10 protein-coding genes are annotated in these 18,355 nt (G+C 65.7%); 8 read left to right on the forward strand and 2 right to left on the reverse strand.

Annotated elements, in window-relative coordinates; translation table 11 throughout:
- The first annotated feature begins 12 nt into the window (after positions 1–12).
- From treZ to KHO49_RS30455, 8 genes are all read left to right on the forward strand, one after another.
- Positions 13–1,809 carry a malto-oligosyltrehalose trehalohydrolase gene (treZ, locus tag KHO49_RS30420; protein ID WP_213666444.1) on the forward strand — a complete coding sequence of 599 codons (1,797 nt, stop codon included), beginning with the start codon at positions 13–15 and terminating at the stop codon, positions 1,807–1,809.
- Positions 1,806–3,887: a 4-alpha-glucanotransferase gene (gene malQ, locus KHO49_RS30425; RefSeq protein ID WP_110596906.1), complete on the forward strand. Its 2,082-nt coding sequence runs from the start codon at positions 1,806–1,808 to the stop codon at positions 3,885–3,887. The genes treZ and malQ overlap by 4 nt, the downstream gene beginning before the upstream one ends.
- The gene (locus KHO49_RS30430; protein ID WP_213666445.1) at positions 3,884–6,670 is read left to right on the forward strand and encodes a malto-oligosyltrehalose synthase; all 2,787 of its coding nucleotides are present in this window, start codon (positions 3,884–3,886) and stop codon (positions 6,668–6,670) included. The genes malQ and KHO49_RS30430 overlap by 4 nt, the downstream gene beginning before the upstream one ends.
- Before the next feature lie 21 nt (positions 6,671–6,691).
- Complete coding sequence (locus KHO49_RS30435) at positions 6,692–6,991, forward strand: DUF2934 domain-containing protein (protein WP_102879202.1); 300 nt, start codon at positions 6,692–6,694, stop codon at positions 6,989–6,991.
- A 115-nt stretch (positions 6,992–7,106) separates the two neighbouring features.
- A complete protein-coding gene (gene glgX / locus KHO49_RS30440) occupies positions 7,107–9,266 on the forward strand; it encodes a glycogen debranching protein GlgX (protein WP_213666446.1) in 2,160 nt (719 codons plus the stop codon).
- 334 nt (positions 9,267–9,600) lie between these two features.
- On the forward strand, positions 9,601–10,359 hold the full coding sequence (locus KHO49_RS30445; RefSeq protein WP_102863443.1) for a PIG-L deacetylase family protein: 759 nt from the start codon (positions 9,601–9,603) through the stop codon (positions 10,357–10,359).
- 84 nt (positions 10,360–10,443) lie between these two features.
- The gene (locus tag KHO49_RS30450) at positions 10,444–11,262 is read left to right on the forward strand and encodes an endonuclease/exonuclease/phosphatase family protein (RefSeq protein ID WP_102879200.1); all 819 of its coding nucleotides are present in this window, start codon (positions 10,444–10,446) and stop codon (positions 11,260–11,262) included.
- Between the two features lie 403 nt (positions 11,263–11,665).
- Positions 11,666–12,643: an autotransporter domain-containing protein gene (locus tag KHO49_RS30455; RefSeq protein WP_110653231.1), complete on the forward strand. Its 978-nt coding sequence runs from the start codon at positions 11,666–11,668 to the stop codon at positions 12,641–12,643.
- A gap of 57 nt (positions 12,644–12,700) precedes the next feature.
- Here KHO49_RS30455 and glgB read toward each other — a convergent pair whose 3' ends face one another.
- Both glgB and treS read right to left on the reverse strand, forming a co-directional pair.
- Positions 12,701–14,935 (reverse strand): 1,4-alpha-glucan branching protein GlgB, encoded by a 2,235-nt coding sequence (gene glgB / locus KHO49_RS30460; RefSeq protein ID WP_213666447.1) that lies wholly within the window; start codon positions 14,933–14,935, stop codon positions 12,701–12,703.
- The gene (gene treS, locus KHO49_RS30465) at positions 14,932–18,282 is read right to left on the reverse strand and encodes a maltose alpha-D-glucosyltransferase (protein WP_213666448.1); all 3,351 of its coding nucleotides are present in this window, start codon (positions 18,280–18,282) and stop codon (positions 14,932–14,934) included. Before treS ends, glgB begins: the two co-directional genes overlap by 4 nt.
- Positions 18,283–18,355 lie beyond the last annotated feature (73 nt).

Raw genomic sequence — 18,355 nt, forward strand, 5'->3', positions numbered from 1 at the left:
GGGCCTGGACCCATGCCATCAAGCACCCTGCACAGCTGGACCCACGGCGCAGTGATGCTGGATAGCGAGCACACCCGGTTCGCCCTGTGGGCCCCGGATGCCCGTGAAGTCAGCGTTGCACTGGCGGACGGCCAATCACTGCCGATGCGGCCCGAGGCCGACGGCTGGTTCGTGACTCAGGCGCGCTGCCCGGCGGGCAGCCGCTACCGCTACACCATCGATCGGCAGATCCAGGTGCCGGACCCGGCCTCCCAGGCCCAGGACGGCGATGTGCATGGCCCCAGCCTGGTGGTCGACCACAACGCCTACGCCTGGCAGCAGCCCCAGTGGCGTGGCCGGCCCTGGCACGAGGCGGTGATCTACGAACTGCATGTCGGGGTCATGGGCGGCTACCTGGCGGTGCAGCAGGCCCTGCCGGCCCTGGTGGACCTGGGGGTGACCGCCATCGAGCTGATGCCCCTGGCGGAGTTCCCCGGCGAGCGCAACTGGGGCTACGACGGCGTCCTGCCCTACGCCCCTGAAGCCTCCTACGGGGCTCCCGACGACCTCAAGGCCCTGATCGACGCCGCCCACGGTCTGGGCCTGGCGGTGATCCTCGACGTGGTCTACAACCACTTCGGCCCCGACGGCAACCACCTGCAGCGCTACGCCAAGGGCTTCTTCCGCGAGGATCTGCACACCCCCTGGGGCGCGGCCATCGACTTTCGCCGGCGGCAGGTGCGCGACTTCTTCATCGACAACGCCCTGATGTGGCTGCTGGAGTACCGTTTCGACGGCCTGCGCCTGGACGCCGTGCACGCCATCGACGACCCGGACTTTCTCCATGAACTGGCCCAGCGGGTACGCCAGGCGGTGCCGGCGTCGCGCCAGGTGTGGCTCAACCTGGAAAACGAGTTCAACCAGGCCAGCCTGCTGCAGCAGGGTTTCGACGCCCAGTGGAACGACGACGGGCACAACGCCCTGCACGTGCTGCTCACCGGGGAAACCGACGCTTACTACGCCGATTTCGCCGACGCCCCCACCGCGCAACTGGCCCGCTGCCTGAGCCAGGGCTTCGCCTTCCAGGGCCATGCCAACCGCCACGGCCAATCCCGGGGCGAACCCAGCGGCCACCTGCCCCCCAGCGCCTTTGTGCTGTTCCTGCAAAACCACGACCAGATCGGCAACCGGGCCTTTGGCGAGCGCCTCAACCAGCTGGCGCCGACCCAGGCGCTGCAGGCGGCCACGGTGTTGCTGTTGTTGTCGCCGATGATCCCGCTGCTGTTCATGGGCGATGAAGTGGCGGCCCAGGAGCCGTTCCTGTTCTTCACCAGCCACCAGGGGGAACTGGCCGAGGCCGTGCGCCAGGGCCGGCGCAACGAGTTCGCCGCCTTCAGCGCCTTTGCCGACGCCGCCCAGCGCCAGCGCATCCCCGATCCCAACGCCCCCTCGACCTTCCAGGCATCACGGCCCCGGCCCCAGTCGCAACAGGCCGAAACGACCCGTGAGCTGTACCGCAGCCTGCTGCGTATCCGCCACCGCGAACTGATCCCACGCCTGCCCGGCGCCCAGGCCCTGGACACCCGGGTGCTGGCCGAAGGCGCCCTGAGCGCACGCTGGCGCCTGGGTGACGGCAGCCTGCTGCGCATCGACCTCAACCTCAGCCCACACCGGGTCGAACTGGAGCCCGAAGCAACAGCACAACTGTGGTTTGAACACCCACCGCGAGCACTTGAACACTGGCAGCAGGGCTGGTTACCCGCCTTCAGCGCAGTGGTGCAACTGGACAGCGGGCCTTGCCCCACCGCCCCCGATGGAGAACGCCGATGAGCGATGCGCAACTGGAAATACTCGCCAGCCGCGCCGGCCTGGCAGTGGATTGGATCGACGCCAACGGCCGACCGCAAAAGGTTGAGGCGCGGGTGTTGCGGGCCGTGCTGGCGGGCCTGGGCCACCCCGCCGACAGCGACCAGGAAATCGCCGACAGCCTGCAGCAGTTGCACCAACTGCAGCAAAGCCGGCACCTGCCACCGCTGCTGACCGCCGACGTCGGCCAGGGCCTGGACCTGGCCCGGTACTTCGCACCCGGGACCCGCTGTGCCATCGAGCTGGAAAACGGCGAACCACTGTCGTTGCAGCTCGATGAACAGAGCGTGCTGCCAGGGCAGATCCCGGTGGGTTACCACTCGGTGCGCATCGAGGAGGAACACTTCACCCTCGCGGTGGCCCCCGCACGCTGCTACAGCGTGGCCGACGCCGTGGGCCAGCCGACCCCGCGAGCCTGGGGCCTGAGCGTACAGCTGTATGCCCTGCGCCGCCCCGGTGACGGTGGATTCGGCGATACCCAGGCACTGGAAGAGCTGGCCCGGCAAGCCGCCGAGCGCGGCGCCGATGCCCTGGCCATCAGCCCGCTGCACGCCATGTTCAACAGCGATCCTCAGCGCTACAGCCCCTACTCGCCCTCCAGCCGGCTGTTTCTCAACAGCCTGTACGCCGCTCCCGGGGCCATTCTCGGCGACCGGGCCTGGCGCAGCGCCATCGAATCCTGTGGCCTTGGCCAGACCTTGCAAGCCCTGGAACAGCAACCACTGATCGACTGGCCCCAGGCGGCCCAGGCCAAGCAACAAGCACTGCGCGCCCTGTACGAAGGCTTCTGCCACGGCCAGCACCCCCTGCACGAGGACTTCGCCAGCTATCGCCGCAGCGCCGGCGAAGCCCTGGAAAACCACTGCCGGTTCGAGGCCATCCAGGCCGAGCGCGCCGCCCGCGGCGAAGACCTGGACTGGCGTCACTGGCCGCAACACTGGCGTAACCCGGCGAGCCCGGCCCTAGCCCGGTTCGCCGAGGAGCAGGCCCATGAAATCGGCTTCCATGCCTTCTGCCAGTGGCTGATCGCCCGCAGCCTGGAACGGGCGCAGAGCGCGGCCCACAGCAGCGGCATGGGCATCGGCCTGATCGCCGACCTGGCGGTGGGCGCCGACGGCGGTGGCAGCCAGGCCTGGAGCCGCCAGGAGCAGTTGCTGGCGTCCCTGACCGTGGGTGCGCCACCGGACATCCTCAATCGCCAGGGCCAGGGCTGGGGCATCTGCGCCTTCTCTCCCGAAGGTTTGCAGCGCCATGGTTATCGCGCCTTCATCGAAATGCTCCGGGCCAACTTCGCCCATGCCGGCGGCTTGCGCATTGACCATGTGATGGGCTTGCAACGGCTCTGGGTGATCCCGTCGGGAGCGCCGCCCTGCGACGGCGCCTACCTGTACTACCCGGTGGACGATCTGCTGCGCCTGCTGACCCTCGAATCCCATCGGCACCAGGCCATTGTCCTCGGCGAGGACCTGGGGACGGTGCCCGACGGCCTGCGGGAAAAGCTCGCCGCCCGGGCCATGCTCGGCATGCGCGTGCTTTTGTTCGAACAGGACCACGGCTGCCACTTCAAGCCGATCCTGGACTGGCCGGACAACGCCCTGGCCACCACCAGCACCCACGATCTGCCCACCCTCAACGGCTGGTGGCAGGGCCGCGACATCGACTGGAACCTGCGCCTGGGCATGGTGGATGAACAGGGCGCGCGGCAATGGCGCGAACACCGCCAGCGCGAGCGTGACGGCCTGCGCCAGGCCCTGGCCCAGGACCCACAGAACTTTCACCAAGAGGCCCACGAAGCCGACCAAGTGCTGGACGCCAGCGTGCGCTTTCTTGGCCATACCCGTGCGCCCCTGGTGCTGCTGCCCCTGGAAGATGCCCTGGGCATCGATGAACAGGCCAACCTGCCCGGCACCCTCGACAGCCACCCCAACTGGCGCCGCCGCCTGGCCAGTGCCAGCCGGCGCCTGCTGGACGACAGCGATGCCGCCCGGCGCCTGGAACTGCTGGCCTGCGCCCGGCAACAAGCCCTAGAGCGTGACCGATGAACCTGCCGTCCCTGCCCTTGCTGCGGGCCAGCCTGCGCCTGCAGTTTCATCAAGGCTTCACCCTCGACGACGCCGTACCCCTGGTGCCCTACTTCGCCCGCCTGGGCATCAGCCATCTCTATGCCTCACCCCTGCTCCGGGCCCGGGCCGGCTCCCAGCACGGCTATGACGTGGTGGACCCGACCCAGATCAACCCGGAGCTGGGGGGCGAAGCGGCCCTGCGGCGCCTGGTGGCGGCCCTGCGTCAACAAGGGATGGGGCTGATCCTCGACATCGTGTCCAACCACATGGCCGTGGGCGGCAGCGACAACCCCTGGTGGCTGGACCTGCTGCAATGGGGGCGGCTGAGCCCCTATGGCGAATTCTTCGATATCCAGTGGCACTCCGCGGACCCGCTGATGGAAGGCCAGTTGCTCCTGCCGTTCCTCGACAGCGACTATGGCGTGGCGCTGCAGGAAGGCCGCTTGAAGCTGCGCCTGGACGACGACCTGGGGGGCTTTCACGTACAGCACCACGAACATTGCTTTCCCATCTGCCCCTGGGACTACGCACCACTGCTGCGACTTCCGGAGCCGTTGGACGCCGAGTCCAGCAGCGCCCTGAAATCCCTGGCCGACGGTTTTGCGGCGTTGCGCTTCAACGGCGCCGCCCATGCCCAGGCCCGGCCCCTGCAACAAGCCCTGACACACCAACTGCGCCAGCCGTCAGTGCGCCAGGCCATCGACGCCCACTTGCAAGGCTACGACTCGCGCCAGGCCGGCGGCTTCACGCGTTTGCATCAGTTGCTGGAACAACAGAGCTACCGTCTGGCCAGCTGGCGCACCGCAGCCGATGACATCAATTGGCGGCGTTTCTTCGACGTCAATGAACTGGGGGGCCTGCGGGTCGAACGCCCGGCCGTGTTCGAAGCCACCCACGCCAAGGTCTTCCAGCTGATCGAAGAAAACCTGGTGGATGGCCTGCGCATCGACCACATCGATGGCCTGGCCGATCCCCGGGGTTACTGCCGCAAGCTGCGGCGCCGGGTCGACCGCCTGCGTCCAGGCCAGCACCTGCCGATCTACGTCGAGAAGATCCTCGGCGCGGACGAGACCCTGCATCGCGACTGGGGCGTGGACGGCAGCACCGGCTACGAATTCATGAACCAGCTGTCGCTGTTGCAACAGGCCCCCGCCGGCCAGCCGCTGCTGGCAGAGCTGTGGAGCCGGCACAGCCAGCGGTCGCCGCAGTTCGGCGAGGAAGCCCTGCAGGCACGCCAGCAGATCCTCAACGGTTCCCTGGCCGGTGACTTTGAAAACGTGGCCCAGGCGCTGCTGCAAGTGGCGCGGCTGGACCTGATGAGCCGCGACCTGACCCTGGGGGCCATCCGCCGGGCGCTGCAGGAGCTGATCGTGCACTTTCCGGTGTACCGCACCTACATCGGTGCCCAGGGCCGCGGGCCCCAGGACCAGCGGTTTTTCCAACAGGCCATGGACGGCGCCCGAGGCCGCCTGAGCGAAGCCGACTGGCCGGTACTCGATTGCCTGGAGCGCTGGCTCGGCGGCCAGGGCTGGCGCCGGCAACCCCCGGGCCGGGCGCGCAAACTGCTGCGCCACGCCTGCGTGCGCTTCCAGCAACTGACCTCGCCGGCCGCGGCCAAGGCCGTGGAAGACACCGCCTTCTACCGCTCGGCGGTGCTCCTGGCGCGCAATGACGTGGGCTTCAACAGCGAACAGTTCAGCGCGCCGATCTCGGCCTTCCACAGCGCTTGCCAGCAGCGCCTGGACAGCTTCCCCGACAACCTGCTGACCAGCGCCACCCATGACCACAAGCGTGGCGAAGACAGCCGCGCGCGCCTGGCCCTGCTCAGTGAGCGGGCCCCCTGGTATGCCGGCCAAGTGGCCAGTTGGCGGCTGTTGGCTGCCCCCTTGCACCAGCACCCCGACGCCCCTTCGGCAGGCGATGAACTGATCCTCTATCAGACCCTGCTGGGCAGTTGGCCCCTGGATTTGCAGGCCGAGGATCAGCCGGGCCTGGAGCGCTATGCCCAGCGCATCTGGCAATGGCAACTCAAGGCCCTGCGTGAAGCCAAGCTGCACAGCAGTTGGGCAGCCCCCAATCCTGATTACGAAGAGGGTGTTCAGGCGTTCGTCAGCGCCGTGCTGGTCTCGCCGCAAGGCCTGGCCCTGCGCCAGTCGCTTGCGGCGGCAGCCAACAGCATCGCCCCTGGCGGCGCCCTCAACAGCCTGGCGCAAACTTTGCTGCGCATGACCGTACCAGGGGTGCCGGACCTGTATCAGGGCAACGACTTCTGGGACTTCAGCCTGGTGGACCCGGACAACCGCCGACTGCCGGACTACCCGGCCCGGCACCGCGCCCTGGACAGCCCGCGCGATCCTCGGCAGTGGCTGGCCCAGTGGCGTGACGGACGTATCAAGCAGGGCCTGATTGCCCGCACCCTGGGCCTGCGCGGTCAGTACCCGCAGCTGTTCCAGCGCGGCAGCTACCAGCCGCTGACGGTGCTGGGGCAGGAAGCCGGCCGGGTGCTGGCGTTCATGCGTGAATACCAGGAGCAACGAGCCGTGGTGATAGTGCCGATCCAGGTCGCCGGCCTGCTGGATGACAGTGCAATCCCCAAGGTGGATGCGCAGCGATGGGGCGATACCCGGGTGCAACTACCGTTCACCGCTTCGGGCCGCAACCTGAATGGACTTTTTTCAACCGGAGCAGTCACACCCCACAAGGAATTGCTGATCAGCGCCGTATTGCAAGACTTTCCACTCAACCTTTTGATTCAACATTGAGTTCAGTCCAGGAGCATTGCGATGAGTACCGACGACAAACGCATACGTGAATTCGCCTATCAGATCTGGGAGTCGGAAGGGAAACCGGAGGGCCACGAAGCCCGACATTGGGAAATGGCCCGCAAGCTCGCCGAGGCCGAGGCCCTGGCCCCGAGCCAGCCGCCCAAGGGCGCCAAGAGCAAATCTGCCGCCGCCAGTCCGCCCGGCAAGAGCGCCAGCAAACCCAAGGCCAAGTCGGCCGCCGCGGTGGTAGTGCCGCCGGGAGAGAAGCCTGCGGCGCCGAAGAAACCCCGGGCACCGCGCAAGCCGCCAGCCCACTGACGACACTCCCGCCCCTCTATCGCCCTGAACCGGTGGCGCGCCCGCACGCCACCCTGGATGGCTTCGCCCTGGAAAACCCAAGGCGGGCCCCCTGATCCTTTTTGCAGGAGCAACCATGAGCAGATCCAAGCAGACTCCGCCGACTCCCGAGAACGAACCCTCGCGCATCCGTGAAGGCCTGCCCTTCCCTCTGGGCGCCACCTGGGATGGCCTGGGCGTCAACTTCGCACTGTTCTCGGCCAATGCCACCAAGGTCGAACTGTGCCTGTTTGACGCTGCCGGCGAAGTGGAGCTCGAACGTATCGAACTGCCCGAATACACCGACGAAATCTTCCATGGCTACCTGCCCGACGCTCACCCCGGGCTGATCTACGGCTACCGAGTGCACGGTCCCTATGAGCCGGCCAACGGTCACCGTTTCAACCCCAACAAACTGTTGATCGACCCCTATGCCAAGCAGCTGGTGGGCCAATTGAAATGGTCCGAGGCGCTGTTCGGCTACACCATCGGCCATCCTGACGCCGACCTCAGCTTTGATGAACGGGACAGCGCGCCCTTCGTGCCCAAGTGCAAAGTCATCGACCCGGCCCATACCTGGGGCCACGACCATCGGGTCAGCGTGCCCTGGGACAAGACCATCCTCTACGAGACCCACGTGCGCGGTTTCACCATGACCCACCCCGCAGTGCCGGAACACCTGCGGGGGACCTTTGCCGGGCTGATGGTGGACGACGTGCTGGAGCACATCCGCAAGCTTGGCGTCTCGTCGGTGGAGCTGCTGCCGATCCATGCCTTCGTCAACGACCAGCACCTGCTGCACAAGGGCATGACCAACTACTGGGGCTACAACAGCATCGCCTTCTTCGCCCCGGACCCGCGCTACCTGTCCAGCGGCAAGATCGCCGAGTTCAAGGAAATGGTCGCGCACCTGCATGAGGCCGGGCTGGAGGTGCTGCTGGACGTGGTCTACAACCACACCGCCGAAGGCAACGAGCAAGGCCCGACCCTGTCCATGCGCGGCATCGACAACGCCTCCTACTACCGCCTGATGCCCGACGACAAGCGCTTCTACATCAACGATTCCGGCACCGGCAACACCCTGGACCTGAGCCATCCCTGCGTGCTGCAGATGGTCACCGACTCCCTGCGCTACTGGGCCACGGAAATGCACGTGGACGGCTTCCGCTTCGACCTGGCGACCATCCTCGGCCGCTACCACGATGGTTTCGACGAGCGCCACAGCTTTCTCGTGGCTTGCCGCCAGGACCCGGTGCTGCGCCAGGTGAAAATGATCGCCGAACCCTGGGACTGTGGCCCCGGCGGTTATCAGGTGGGCAATTTCCCACCGGGCTGGGTGGAGTGGAATGATCGTTTCCGCGACACGGTGCGGGCCTTCTGGAAAGGCGACGACGGCCAGTTGGCGGACTTTGCCGGACGCCTGACCGCCTCTGGGGAGATGTTCAACCAGCGCGGCCGCCGCCCCTATGCCTCGCTCAACTTCGTCACCGCCCACGACGGTTTCACCCTCCGCGATCTGGTGTCCTACAACGACAAGCACAACCAGGCCAATGACGAGAACAACCAGGACGGCAGCAACAACAACCTGTCCTGGAACCATGGCGTCGAAGGTCCCAGCGACGACCCCCAGATCAACGCCCTGCGCCTGCGCCAGATGCGCAACTTCTTCGCCACCCTGCTGCTGGCCCAGGGGACGCCGATGCTGGTGGCCGGCGACGAATTCGCCCGCACCCAGCACGGCAACAACAACGCCTACTGCCAGGACAGCGAGATCGGCTGGATCAACTGGAACCTGGATGCCGACGGCAAGTCGCTGCTCAAGTTCGTCAAGCGCCTGATCAAGCTGCGCCTGAGCTACCCGATCCTGCGCCGCGGGCGTTTCCTGGTGGGCAACTACAACGAGGACATCGGCGTCAAGGACGTCACCTGGCTGGCTCCCGATGGCAGCGAAATGACCACCGAGCACTGGCAGGATGCCCATGGCCGCTGCCTGGGCATGCTGCTGGACGGCCGCGCCCAGGAAACCGGCATCCGCCGCCCAGGGTCCGACGCCACGGTGCTGCTGGTGGTCAACGCCCACCACGACATCGTCAACTTCCGCCTGCCGCAAGTGCCGGCCGGTGAGTTCTGGACCTGCATGCTCGACACCCACCAGCCGGCGGTGCACGGCCAGGAGCGCTTCGCCTTTGGCCACGAGTACTCGGTGACCGGGCGATCGCTGCTGTTCTTCGAGCTTGAGCATGAACAGGACGACTGAGCGCAAGCCTTGCAGCGCGGCCTCGATGCCGCCTTGGCCGACAAGCCAAGCGTCGGCAAATTCCAGGCATTCGTCAGGAGTTCGGGCCTGGCAACAAAATGCGACTACCCTGAGAAACGGGTCGCAATCGACAAATTCAACTCAACCCTCTGTGTAGGCAGCCACGGGCTGAGTATGATTGCGCTCGGATCAGGGTGCCCCAAAGGTATGGAGCACCGGTACATGACGCTGAGGCAGATGCCATGGAATCAGCGTACGTGCAAACCCAGGGTCGCCACTGAACGGATGTTCAGGCCTCATTGCCGTGACCCGGAAAACAGGGATGTGACACCTCATGAAAGCCATAACCGCAATAGACAACAGCTGGCCCAGCCAGATCTGGAACGGTGCCCGCCACCTGGCCGACGTTCCCCCCATCAACCTCGGCAATCTGGTTCCACCCGGCTCCCGGGCCGTGATCATCGCCCCCCACCCCGGCGATGAAGTGGTAGCCAGCGGCGGCCTGCTGCAAGTGCTGGCCCACCATGGCCACCCCCTGCAACTGATCTCCATCAGCGACGGCAGCGCCAGTCACCCAGGTTCCGAGCTGTGGCCCAAGCGCCGCCTCAGCGTGTTCCGGCCCCAGGAAAGCGCCGAGGCCCTGCGCCGCCTGGGGCTGCCCCTGCACAGCCTGAAGTGGATTCGTGGTGGCTTTGCCGACAGTGCCCTGAGCGAGCGCGAACAGCAATTGGCACCATTCATCAGCCGTTACCTGCGCGACAGCGATGTGGTGTTCAGCACCTGGCGCGGCGACGGCAACCTCGATCACGAAGCCGTGGGCCGGGCCGCGGCCAAGGCTGCCGGCCAGGTGGGCGCGCGCTTCTACGAGATTCCGATCTGGGCCTGGCACTGGTCCTCGCGCGAGGAGCACCAGATTCCCTGGCAGCGGGCACGCAAGCTGCGCCTGGACACCTGGACCGTGGCCCGCAAGCGCCACGCGGCCCACGCCTACGCCAGCCAGCTGCAGGGCGAACCGGAAATCGGCCTGGAACCGTCGCTGTCGCCGATTCTGCTGGAGCGCCTGCGCCTGCCCTACGAAATCATCCTGATGTAGGCCGGGCCCGGGCGGAAAATAACCTGAACGCGAGTGCCGGCCATCAGTCCCATGAGAAACCGTCACTGATTCACAGGAGTGAGCGTGAGCAGCGAGTCCACCCGCCAGCCCCAGCCGGGAAGCATCCAGCGTCTGCAGATCCTGACCGTCAACACCCACAAGGGTTTCACCGCCCTCAACCGACGTTTCATTCTCCCGGAGCTGCGCGAAGCGGTACGCAGCACCCAGGCCGACCTGGTGTTTCTCCAGGAAGTGCTGGGCGAGCATGAACGCCATGCGTCGCGCCTGGACAACTGGCCGCAGCAGTCGCAGTACGAGTTTCTCGCCGACAGCATGTGGAGCGATTACGCCTACGGACGCAATGCGGTGTACCCCGACGGTCATCACGGCAACGCCCTGTTGTCCAAGTACCCGATCCGCCAGTACCGCAACCTGGATGTTTCCATCACCGGCCCCGAGCGCCGCGGCTTGCTGCACTGTGTCCTGGATGTACCCGGATACGCCGAGGTGCACGCCATCTGCGTGCACCTCGGCCTGTTGGAAAGCCACCGGCAACTGCAACTGGCGCTGCTCTGCCAACTGCTCGAATCCCTGCCCGAGGACGCGCCGGTGATCATTGCCGGCGACTTCAACGACTGGCAGATGCACGGCAATGTCGCCCTGGGCCGGCGCGACGACCTGCACGAAGCCTTCGAACGCCATCACGGCCGCCCGGCCAAGACCTACCCCGCGCGCTGGCCCTTGCTGCGCCTGGACCGGGTCTACCTGCGCAATGCCAGCAGCCACCGGCCACAGATCCTCGGCAACAAGCCCTGGACCCACCTCTCCGATCACCTGCCCCTGGCGGTGGAGGTGCAACTGCCGCCCGTGGCCGCACCGCGGACATCGAGCGATGAACGCTAAAACCGCGATCGTCCCGGCTCACGGATTCCGGGGCGGTGCCGCCCAGTGGCAGCAGGTCTGGTCGACCTGCTGAACCCTGGCGACGAGCAAATCCACGGGCTGGAGTCGCCCCTGATCGCCCTGCCCGCCCCACATCCCTGGCATTCGGACAAAGTGCCATTTTTCAGTGATTTGGCCGCCCAAAAATAACCCTTCCGTTTGTCAGTCATTTTCTTGACGAGCCCCCTGCTCTCTCCTTAGCTACCAATAACCACCCCTGGAAAAAGTAACCGGGAAAAGGCCGAAAACACCTGCTGCAGAGCGGGTCGGCGGACTTTACCCGATTGAATCCGGCTGCCTCTCGAACGGGGGTGGGAGAGGCGCCCCCAACGAGATAAAGCATGCATTTGCAAGGTAGACCTCCATGAATACCTCACTCACCTCAAGCCCTCTGCCGTTCGCCTTGTGCAGCCTGTACACATCCTTGCTGTTGTGCTCCATGGAGGTCGCGGCGTCCCCGGGGGAGGACACCGACAACACCGGGTACCCCTCAACCCTGAGCAGCCTGCCGATCAGCGCCCCACCCCTGGGCAGCCCGCGACCGAGCGACTTCGCGGTCCTGGACCGGCCCGGACTGCCGACGCACCTTGAAGTCGGCTACCTGGCGCTGCCCGGCGCTGGCGGCGAACCGCGCAAAGGCCCCCTGCTCTACAGCATCCAGAACAACGGCACCACCCAACAGATCGGCCTGCTGAGTACCCCCAACACCTACACCCTCACCCAAGGCAGCGCCCCGAGCACCGTCAACGACCCACGCAATGCCGGGCTCAGCGTCCAGGGACAAGGCCTGGGCGCCTTCTGGAGGCTGCAGGGTGCCGAGGGCTGGCACCTGGACATGTCCGCCAGCGGCGGCCGGGTCAGCGGTTTCAGTCGCAATGAGCAGGGCCGGGGCATGACCACCGAAGGCAACGCCATGACCTTTTCCGTGCAGGGCGGCGTGGCCATAGGCCTGAGTGACAACTGGGTGATCGAACCCCAGGCCCAGGTGATCAACCAACGCATTCGCCTGGACGGTGGCAATAGCAGTAACGACCTCAACGCCTGGAGCGGCCGTGTCGGCGCGCGCCTGCAAGGGCGCTATGATGTCCACGGCCTGCCCCTGGAACCCTATGTGCGCACCAACCTCTGGCATACGGTCTACAGCGGCGAGACCCTGAGCCTGGACCAGGTGGACAAGATCAGCAGCAGCCGCAAATCCTCCACCGTAGAGGTTGGCCTGGGGCTGGTGGCCAGGGTCACCCCCGCCGTGAGCCTGTACGTCAGTGCCGACTACAGCAGCGATGTGGATGACAACGACCTCAACGGCCTGATCGGCAGCCTGGGCGTGCGCATGCGTTGGTGATGCACCCAGGACGGTGCCGGTAATGGCCTGATGTTGACCATTACCGGCCACCCGCGGCTAAAGGCTGTCGGGGCGCAGGATCAACACCGCCAGGGGCGGCAGGTTGAGCACCAGGGACAGGGCCTGGCCATGGCTGCCCTGTTCTTCACTGAAGGCTTCGCCGCCATTGCCATAGTTGGAACCGGCATAGAGTTGCGAATCGCTGTTGAGCAGCTCGCTCCAGCGTCCCGCCAGCGGCACGCCGACGCGGTAGGCCTGGCGCGGCACCGGGGTGAAGTTGGCCACCACCAGCAAGGGCTCACCGGTTTTGCTCCAGCGCAACCAGGCATAGACGCTGTTGATCGCATCGTCGCCGATCAGCCACTGGAAACCCTGGGGCACGTCGTCCTGGTCATGCAACGCCGGGTACTGGCGATACAGCCGGTTGAGGTCGCCCACCAATTGCTGCACGCCCCGGTGCTCCGGGTACTGCAGCAGGTACCAGTCCAGTTGCTGATCGTGATTCCACTCGCGCCACTGGCCGAACTCGCAGCCCATGAACAGCAGTTTCTTGCCCGGATGGGCCCACATGAAGCTCAGGTAAGCCCGCAGGTTGGCGAACTTCTGCCAGCGATCGCCTGGCATCTTGTCGATCAGCGAATGCTTGCCGTGCACCACCTCGTCATGGGAAATCGGCAGGATGAAACGCTCGGACCAGGCGTACACCAGCCCGAAGCTCAGTTCGTTGTGGTGATGGGCGCGGTACACCGGGTCCTGCTGGATGTAATGCAGGGAGTCGTGCATCCAGCCCATGTTCCATTTGTAGGCAAAGCCCAGGCCGCCCTGGTCGGTGCGCTGGCTGACCCCGGGCCAGGCGGTGGATTCCTCGGCAATCACCAGGGCGCCCGGCGCTTCCAGGGCCACCACATCGTTGAGGTGGCGCAGAAAGTCGATGGCTTCCAGATTCTCGCGGCCACCGTGGCGGTTCGGCACCCATTCACCGGCCTTGCGCGAATAGTCGCGATAGAGCATCGACGCCACCGCATCCACCCGCAGACCGTCGACATGGAAATGTTTGAGCCAGTGCAGCGCCGAGGCCAGCATGAAACCGTGCACTTCCGTGCGCCCGAGGTTGTAGATCAGGGTGTCCCAGTCCTGGTGAAAGCCCTCCAGGGGGTTGCCGTACTCATAGAGCGCGGTGCCGTCGAACTGGGCCAGGCCATGGGTATCGGTGGGAAAGTGCGCCGGCACCCAGTCGAGGATCACACCGATATCCGCCTGGTGGCAGGCATCGACAAAGGCGGCGAAATCCTGGGGCGAGCCATAGCGGGCACTGGGGGCGAACTGTGACAGCGGTTGATACCCCCAGGAACCGCCGAAAGGGTGTTCCATGATCGGCATCAGCTCGATATGGGTGAAGCCCAGGTCCTTGACGTAGGGGATCAGGCGTTCGGCCAGCTCGGCCCAACTGTACTGGCGGGCCACTTCCCCAAGGTCATCTACTTCGCACTGCCAGGAGCCGGCGTGCAACTCGTAGATGGACAAGGGCGCATCGGTTCGCTGATGTTCGCCCCTGGCCTGCATCCATGCCTGGTCCTGCCAGTGGAATTGCAAGGGCTCGGCGACCCTGGACGCGGTGTCCGGCGGCAACTGGGTGGCCAGGGCCATGGGGTCGGCCTTGAGCGGCAGGATGCCCTGGGGCCCGAGAATCTCGTACTTGTAGGCCTCTCCAGGTTGCAGGCGCGGAACGAACAGCTCCCAGACCCCGGAGGGATGCCGCAGGCGCATTGGGTGGCGCCGCCCGTCCCAGATATTGAAGTCCCCCACCACCGAAACCCGCCGGGCGTTGGGCGCCCAGACTGCAAAGCGCACGCCCTGGACGCCGTCCACGGTGGTCGGTTGCGCCCCCAGGCAGGAGCCGAGGTCACGATGATTGCCTTCGGCGAACAGATACAGATCCATCTCCCCCAGCAACGGGCCGAAGCTGTAGGGGTCTTCACTGACCTGCTCGCCACCGGCCCACTGCACCCGCAGCAGATAGGGCCGGCCCTGGCTGAAATGCCCGGCAAACAGCCCGGGCACTTCGGCGGCGTGGAGGCTGCCGAGCACTTGCTGCTGCTCCCGGTCCAGCACCTGCACGCTCAGGGCGCCGGGCAGATAGGCCCGGATGAATTGCCCGCCGGCACCATCTCCGTGGGGCCCGAGCACAGCGAACGGATCAGGATGCTCGGCCCGCACCAAGGCATCGATGACCTCGGCTGAAGGGAGCAATGCCGGTTGGTTCTTTCCCTGTTCCTTGTTCGAGACACTCATGACTGCTCTCCATCACGCTCAAGATCGGAAAAGGGGTCCAGTTCACGCAACAGCCCCACCAGGCCGTGCAAGGGCACAGGCAGCCAGGTGGGCCGGTTTTCCGCTTCATAGGCCAGCTCATAGGCGGCCTTCTCCAGACTGAACAGGGCCAGTGCGGCATCCGCAGCCGCCGGGTCCTGCCACTCATGGGCAAGACTAGCCGTCGCCAGCCGATACGCCTGGACAAAGGCTTGCCGCGCCTCCTGCAGATAACGACGGACCACCCGTTGCCGGGCCTGCTCGGCCATGTGCGCGCCCTCCACCGCTGGCGTCTCCAGGGCCATGGCGGCAGCGTAGTCGAAGGAGCGCAACACCCCGCTGACATCCTTGTACGGGCTGTGCTTGCCCCGACGCTCTGCCAGAGGCCGCGCCGGCTCACCCTCGAAGTCGATCAGGTAGGCATCGCCCTTGACCACCAGCACCTGCCCCAGATGCAGGTCACCATGCACCCGAATCCGCAGCCCACCCACCAACTGCCTGGCCAGTTGCTGGATGTGACCGAGGATTTTCGTCTTGTGCTGCAACAATCGGCTCACCCGATTCTGGTCGCCAGGACTCAGCTCGCCCTGATGCTGCTGGAGCAACTGCAACCCCCGTTCCACTTGTGCCGCCACCTGACGATTCCAGGCCTGGGTGTCCTTGAGGGTGCTCACTTGCGGTGCAAAGTCCGGTGGGCTGTCGGGGGCCGCCAGCAACAGGTGCATTTCTCCCAGACGCTGCCCCAGCAGGCCGGCGAAATCCTCAAGCTCCCCGAGGGCGTTGTAGTGTTGTTCCTGCTCGGACATGGCCTGCGCCCACTCATCGCGGATAGCCCGCTCCAGGTTGTTCTGGGTCCATTCCCAGGCATCCCCCTGATTGCTCAGGTAGCCCTGGGCGATCATCAGCAGATGATCCTCGCCCTGCTCATCGCGGCGCACCACCGAGCCCAGCAAGGGCGAGATATGGCGGAATCCGGCGGCAGTGAGGAAGGCGCCCATTTCCAGTTCCGGGTGAATGCCTCCTTCCACCCTGCGAATCAGCTTGAGCACCAGGCTGCCCCCCACCACCACCGAGCTGTTGGACTGTTGCGCCGAGAGGTAGCGCACCTCGGAGTCGCCGGTCAGCCCCAACTCGGCCAACCGCTCGGTGCCGTCGAAACGGATCTGCCCGGCAGCACTGTCCAGCCGGGTCTGCGCCTGCAGGGCCTGCAGCACGCTGCGCACGAAACTGTCGAGGGCGAAGGCGTCGGTGATCAGCCCGACCTGGCGCCCGCGCCGCACCCGGGCCATGGCCAGTTGCTGAGGCAAGGCACTGCCGAGCGGCTCTTCCGCGAGCAGGCCGAAGGGCAGTTGATAGCGCTGGCGCTGCCCATCGCTGGTGACCTCGATCTCGCTGAGCAGCACGGGATGCTGGGGATCGCCAAAACCTACGCCGTAGGCGATCTGTGCCTGCTCGATGGCGCTGTCCTTGCCAGCGAACCAGCGGCGCTTGGGCAGCCAGTGGGGCAAGACGCTGTGCTCCAGCGTGGTGCGCGATGGCGCTTCGAGCAATTCTTCGAGGCGTTTTTTCAGCACCAGGGTGGTGAAGTCCGGCAGGCTCTGGGCCGGTTCCACATGCCAGCTGGGCATCTGGTTTTCTGCCGCCAGAACGAACCAGTAGAAGCCGTAGGGCGCCAGGGTCAGGAGGAAACTCAACTGGCCGATGGGAGGAAAGGCATTTCCGCCGAGCATCTCCACCGGCACCATGCCGGCGAAGGCCGACAGGTCCAGTTCCGCCGCCTGGGCACTGCGCGAGACGTTGGCCACGCAGAGGATGATTTCCTGCTTGCCGTCAGGCCCCGTGTATTCCCGGGTATAGGCCAGAATCCGCCGGTTGCTCGGCGACAGCATCTTCAGCGTGCCCCGGCCAAAGGCCTTGGACTGCTTGCGCACCGCCAGCATGCGCCGGGTCCAGTTGAGCAACGAGTGGGGATCGCCGGACTGGGTCTCGACGTTGACCGACTGATAGCCATACAGCGGGTCCATGATCGGCGGCAGCACCAGGCTCGCCGGGTCGGCGCGGGAAAAGCCGCCATTGCGGTCGATGGACCACTGCATCGGCGTGCGCACGCCGTCGCGGTCCCCCAGGTAGATGTTGTCGCCCATGCCGATCTCGTCGCCGTAATACAGGGTCGGGGTGCCGGGCATCGACAGCAGCAGACTGTTGAGCAGTTCGATGCGCCGCCGGTCGCGCTCCATCAGCGGCGCCAGGCGCCGACGAATCCCCAGGTTGATCCGCGCCCGGCGGTCGGCGGCGTAGTAGTTCCACAGGTAGTCGCGCTCCTTGTCGGTGACCATTTCCAGGGTCAGCTCATCGTGGTTGCGCAGAAAGATCGCCCACTGGCAGTGGGCCGGAATCTCCGGGGTCTGGCGCAGGATATCGGTAATGGGGAAGCGGTCTTCCTGGGCCAGGGCCATGTACATGCGCGGCATCAGCGGGAAGTGAAAGGCCATGTGGCATTCGTCGCCGTCGTCGCCATTGGTTGATTGGCCAAAGTACAGCTGGGTGTCCTCCGGCCACTGGTTGGCCTCGGCCAGGAGCATGCGATCCGGGTAGTGGGCGTCGATCTCGGCGCGGATCTGCTTGAGCACGTCGTGGGTCTCGGGCAGGTTCTCGTTGTGGGTGCCATCGCGCTCGATCAGGTAGGGAATGGCGTCCAGGCGCAGGCCGTCGATGCCCATGTCCAGCCAGTAGCGCATCACCGAGAGCACCGCCTTCATCACCTGGGGATTGTCGAAATTGAGGTCCGGCTGGTGGGAATAGAAACGGTGCCAGAAGTACTGGCCGGCCACCGGGTCCCAGGTCCAGTTGGACGTTTCGGTATCCAGGAAGATGATCCGCGTGCCGGCGTATTTCTGCTCGTCGTCGGACCACACGTAAAAGTTGCGCGCCGCCGAACCGGGCCGGGCCTTGCGCGCCCGCTGGAACCAGGGGTGCTGGTCCGAGGTGTGATTGATCACCAGCTCGGTGATCACCCGCAGCTCGCGCTTATGGGCCTCGGCGATAAAGCGCCGGACGTCGGCCAGGGTGCCGTAGTCAGGGCTGACCCCGCGGTACTCGGCGATGTCGTAGCCGTCGTCACGGCGTGGCGAGGGGTAGAACGGCAACAGCCAGAGGGTGTTGACCCCCAGCTCCTTGATGTAGTCGAGCTTGGCGATCAGTCCGGGAAAGTCGCCGATCCCGTCGTTATTGGAATCGAAATAGGACTTCACATGCACCTGGTAGATCACCGCGTCCTTGTACCAGAGCGGGTCCTTGATAAAGGTCGCTGAGCGGGGTTTCTTGGCCATGTCGGACTCCTGAAAAAATGAATGAGCGCCGACGCACCTACCGATGCGCCACGACAACCGTAGGAGCTGGCTT

This window comes from Pseudomonas sp. RC4D1, from assembly GCF_018390395.1.
Lineage (GTDB): Bacteria > Pseudomonadota > Gammaproteobacteria > Pseudomonadales > Pseudomonadaceae > Aquipseudomonas > Aquipseudomonas danubii.

Excerpts from the sequence above, each read along its gene's own strand:
- treS (WP_213666448.1), bottom strand. The coding sequence starts at position 18,282 with ATGGCCAAGAAACCCCGCTCAGCGACCTTTATCAAGGACCCGCTCTGG.
- KHO49_RS30435 (WP_102879202.1), top strand. The coding sequence starts at position 6,692 with ATGAGTACCGACGACAAACGCATACGTGAATTCGCCTATCAGATCTGG.
- KHO49_RS30445 (WP_102863443.1), top strand. The coding sequence starts at position 9,601 with ATGAAAGCCATAACCGCAATAGACAACAGCTGGCCCAGCCAGATCTGG.
- glgX (WP_213666446.1), top strand. The coding sequence starts at position 7,107 with ATGAGCAGATCCAAGCAGACTCCGCCGACTCCCGAGAACGAACCCTCG.
- glgB (WP_213666447.1), bottom strand. The coding sequence starts at position 14,935 with ATGAGTGTCTCGAACAAGGAACAGGGAAAGAACCAACCGGCATTGCTC.
- treZ (WP_213666444.1), top strand. The coding sequence starts at position 13 with ATGCCATCAAGCACCCTGCACAGCTGGACCCACGGCGCAGTGATGCTG.
- KHO49_RS30430 (WP_213666445.1), top strand. The coding sequence starts at position 3,884 with ATGAACCTGCCGTCCCTGCCCTTGCTGCGGGCCAGCCTGCGCCTGCAG.
- malQ (WP_110596906.1), top strand. The coding sequence starts at position 1,806 with ATGAGCGATGCGCAACTGGAAATACTCGCCAGCCGCGCCGGCCTGGCA.
- KHO49_RS30455 (WP_110653231.1), top strand. The coding sequence starts at position 11,666 with ATGAATACCTCACTCACCTCAAGCCCTCTGCCGTTCGCCTTGTGCAGC.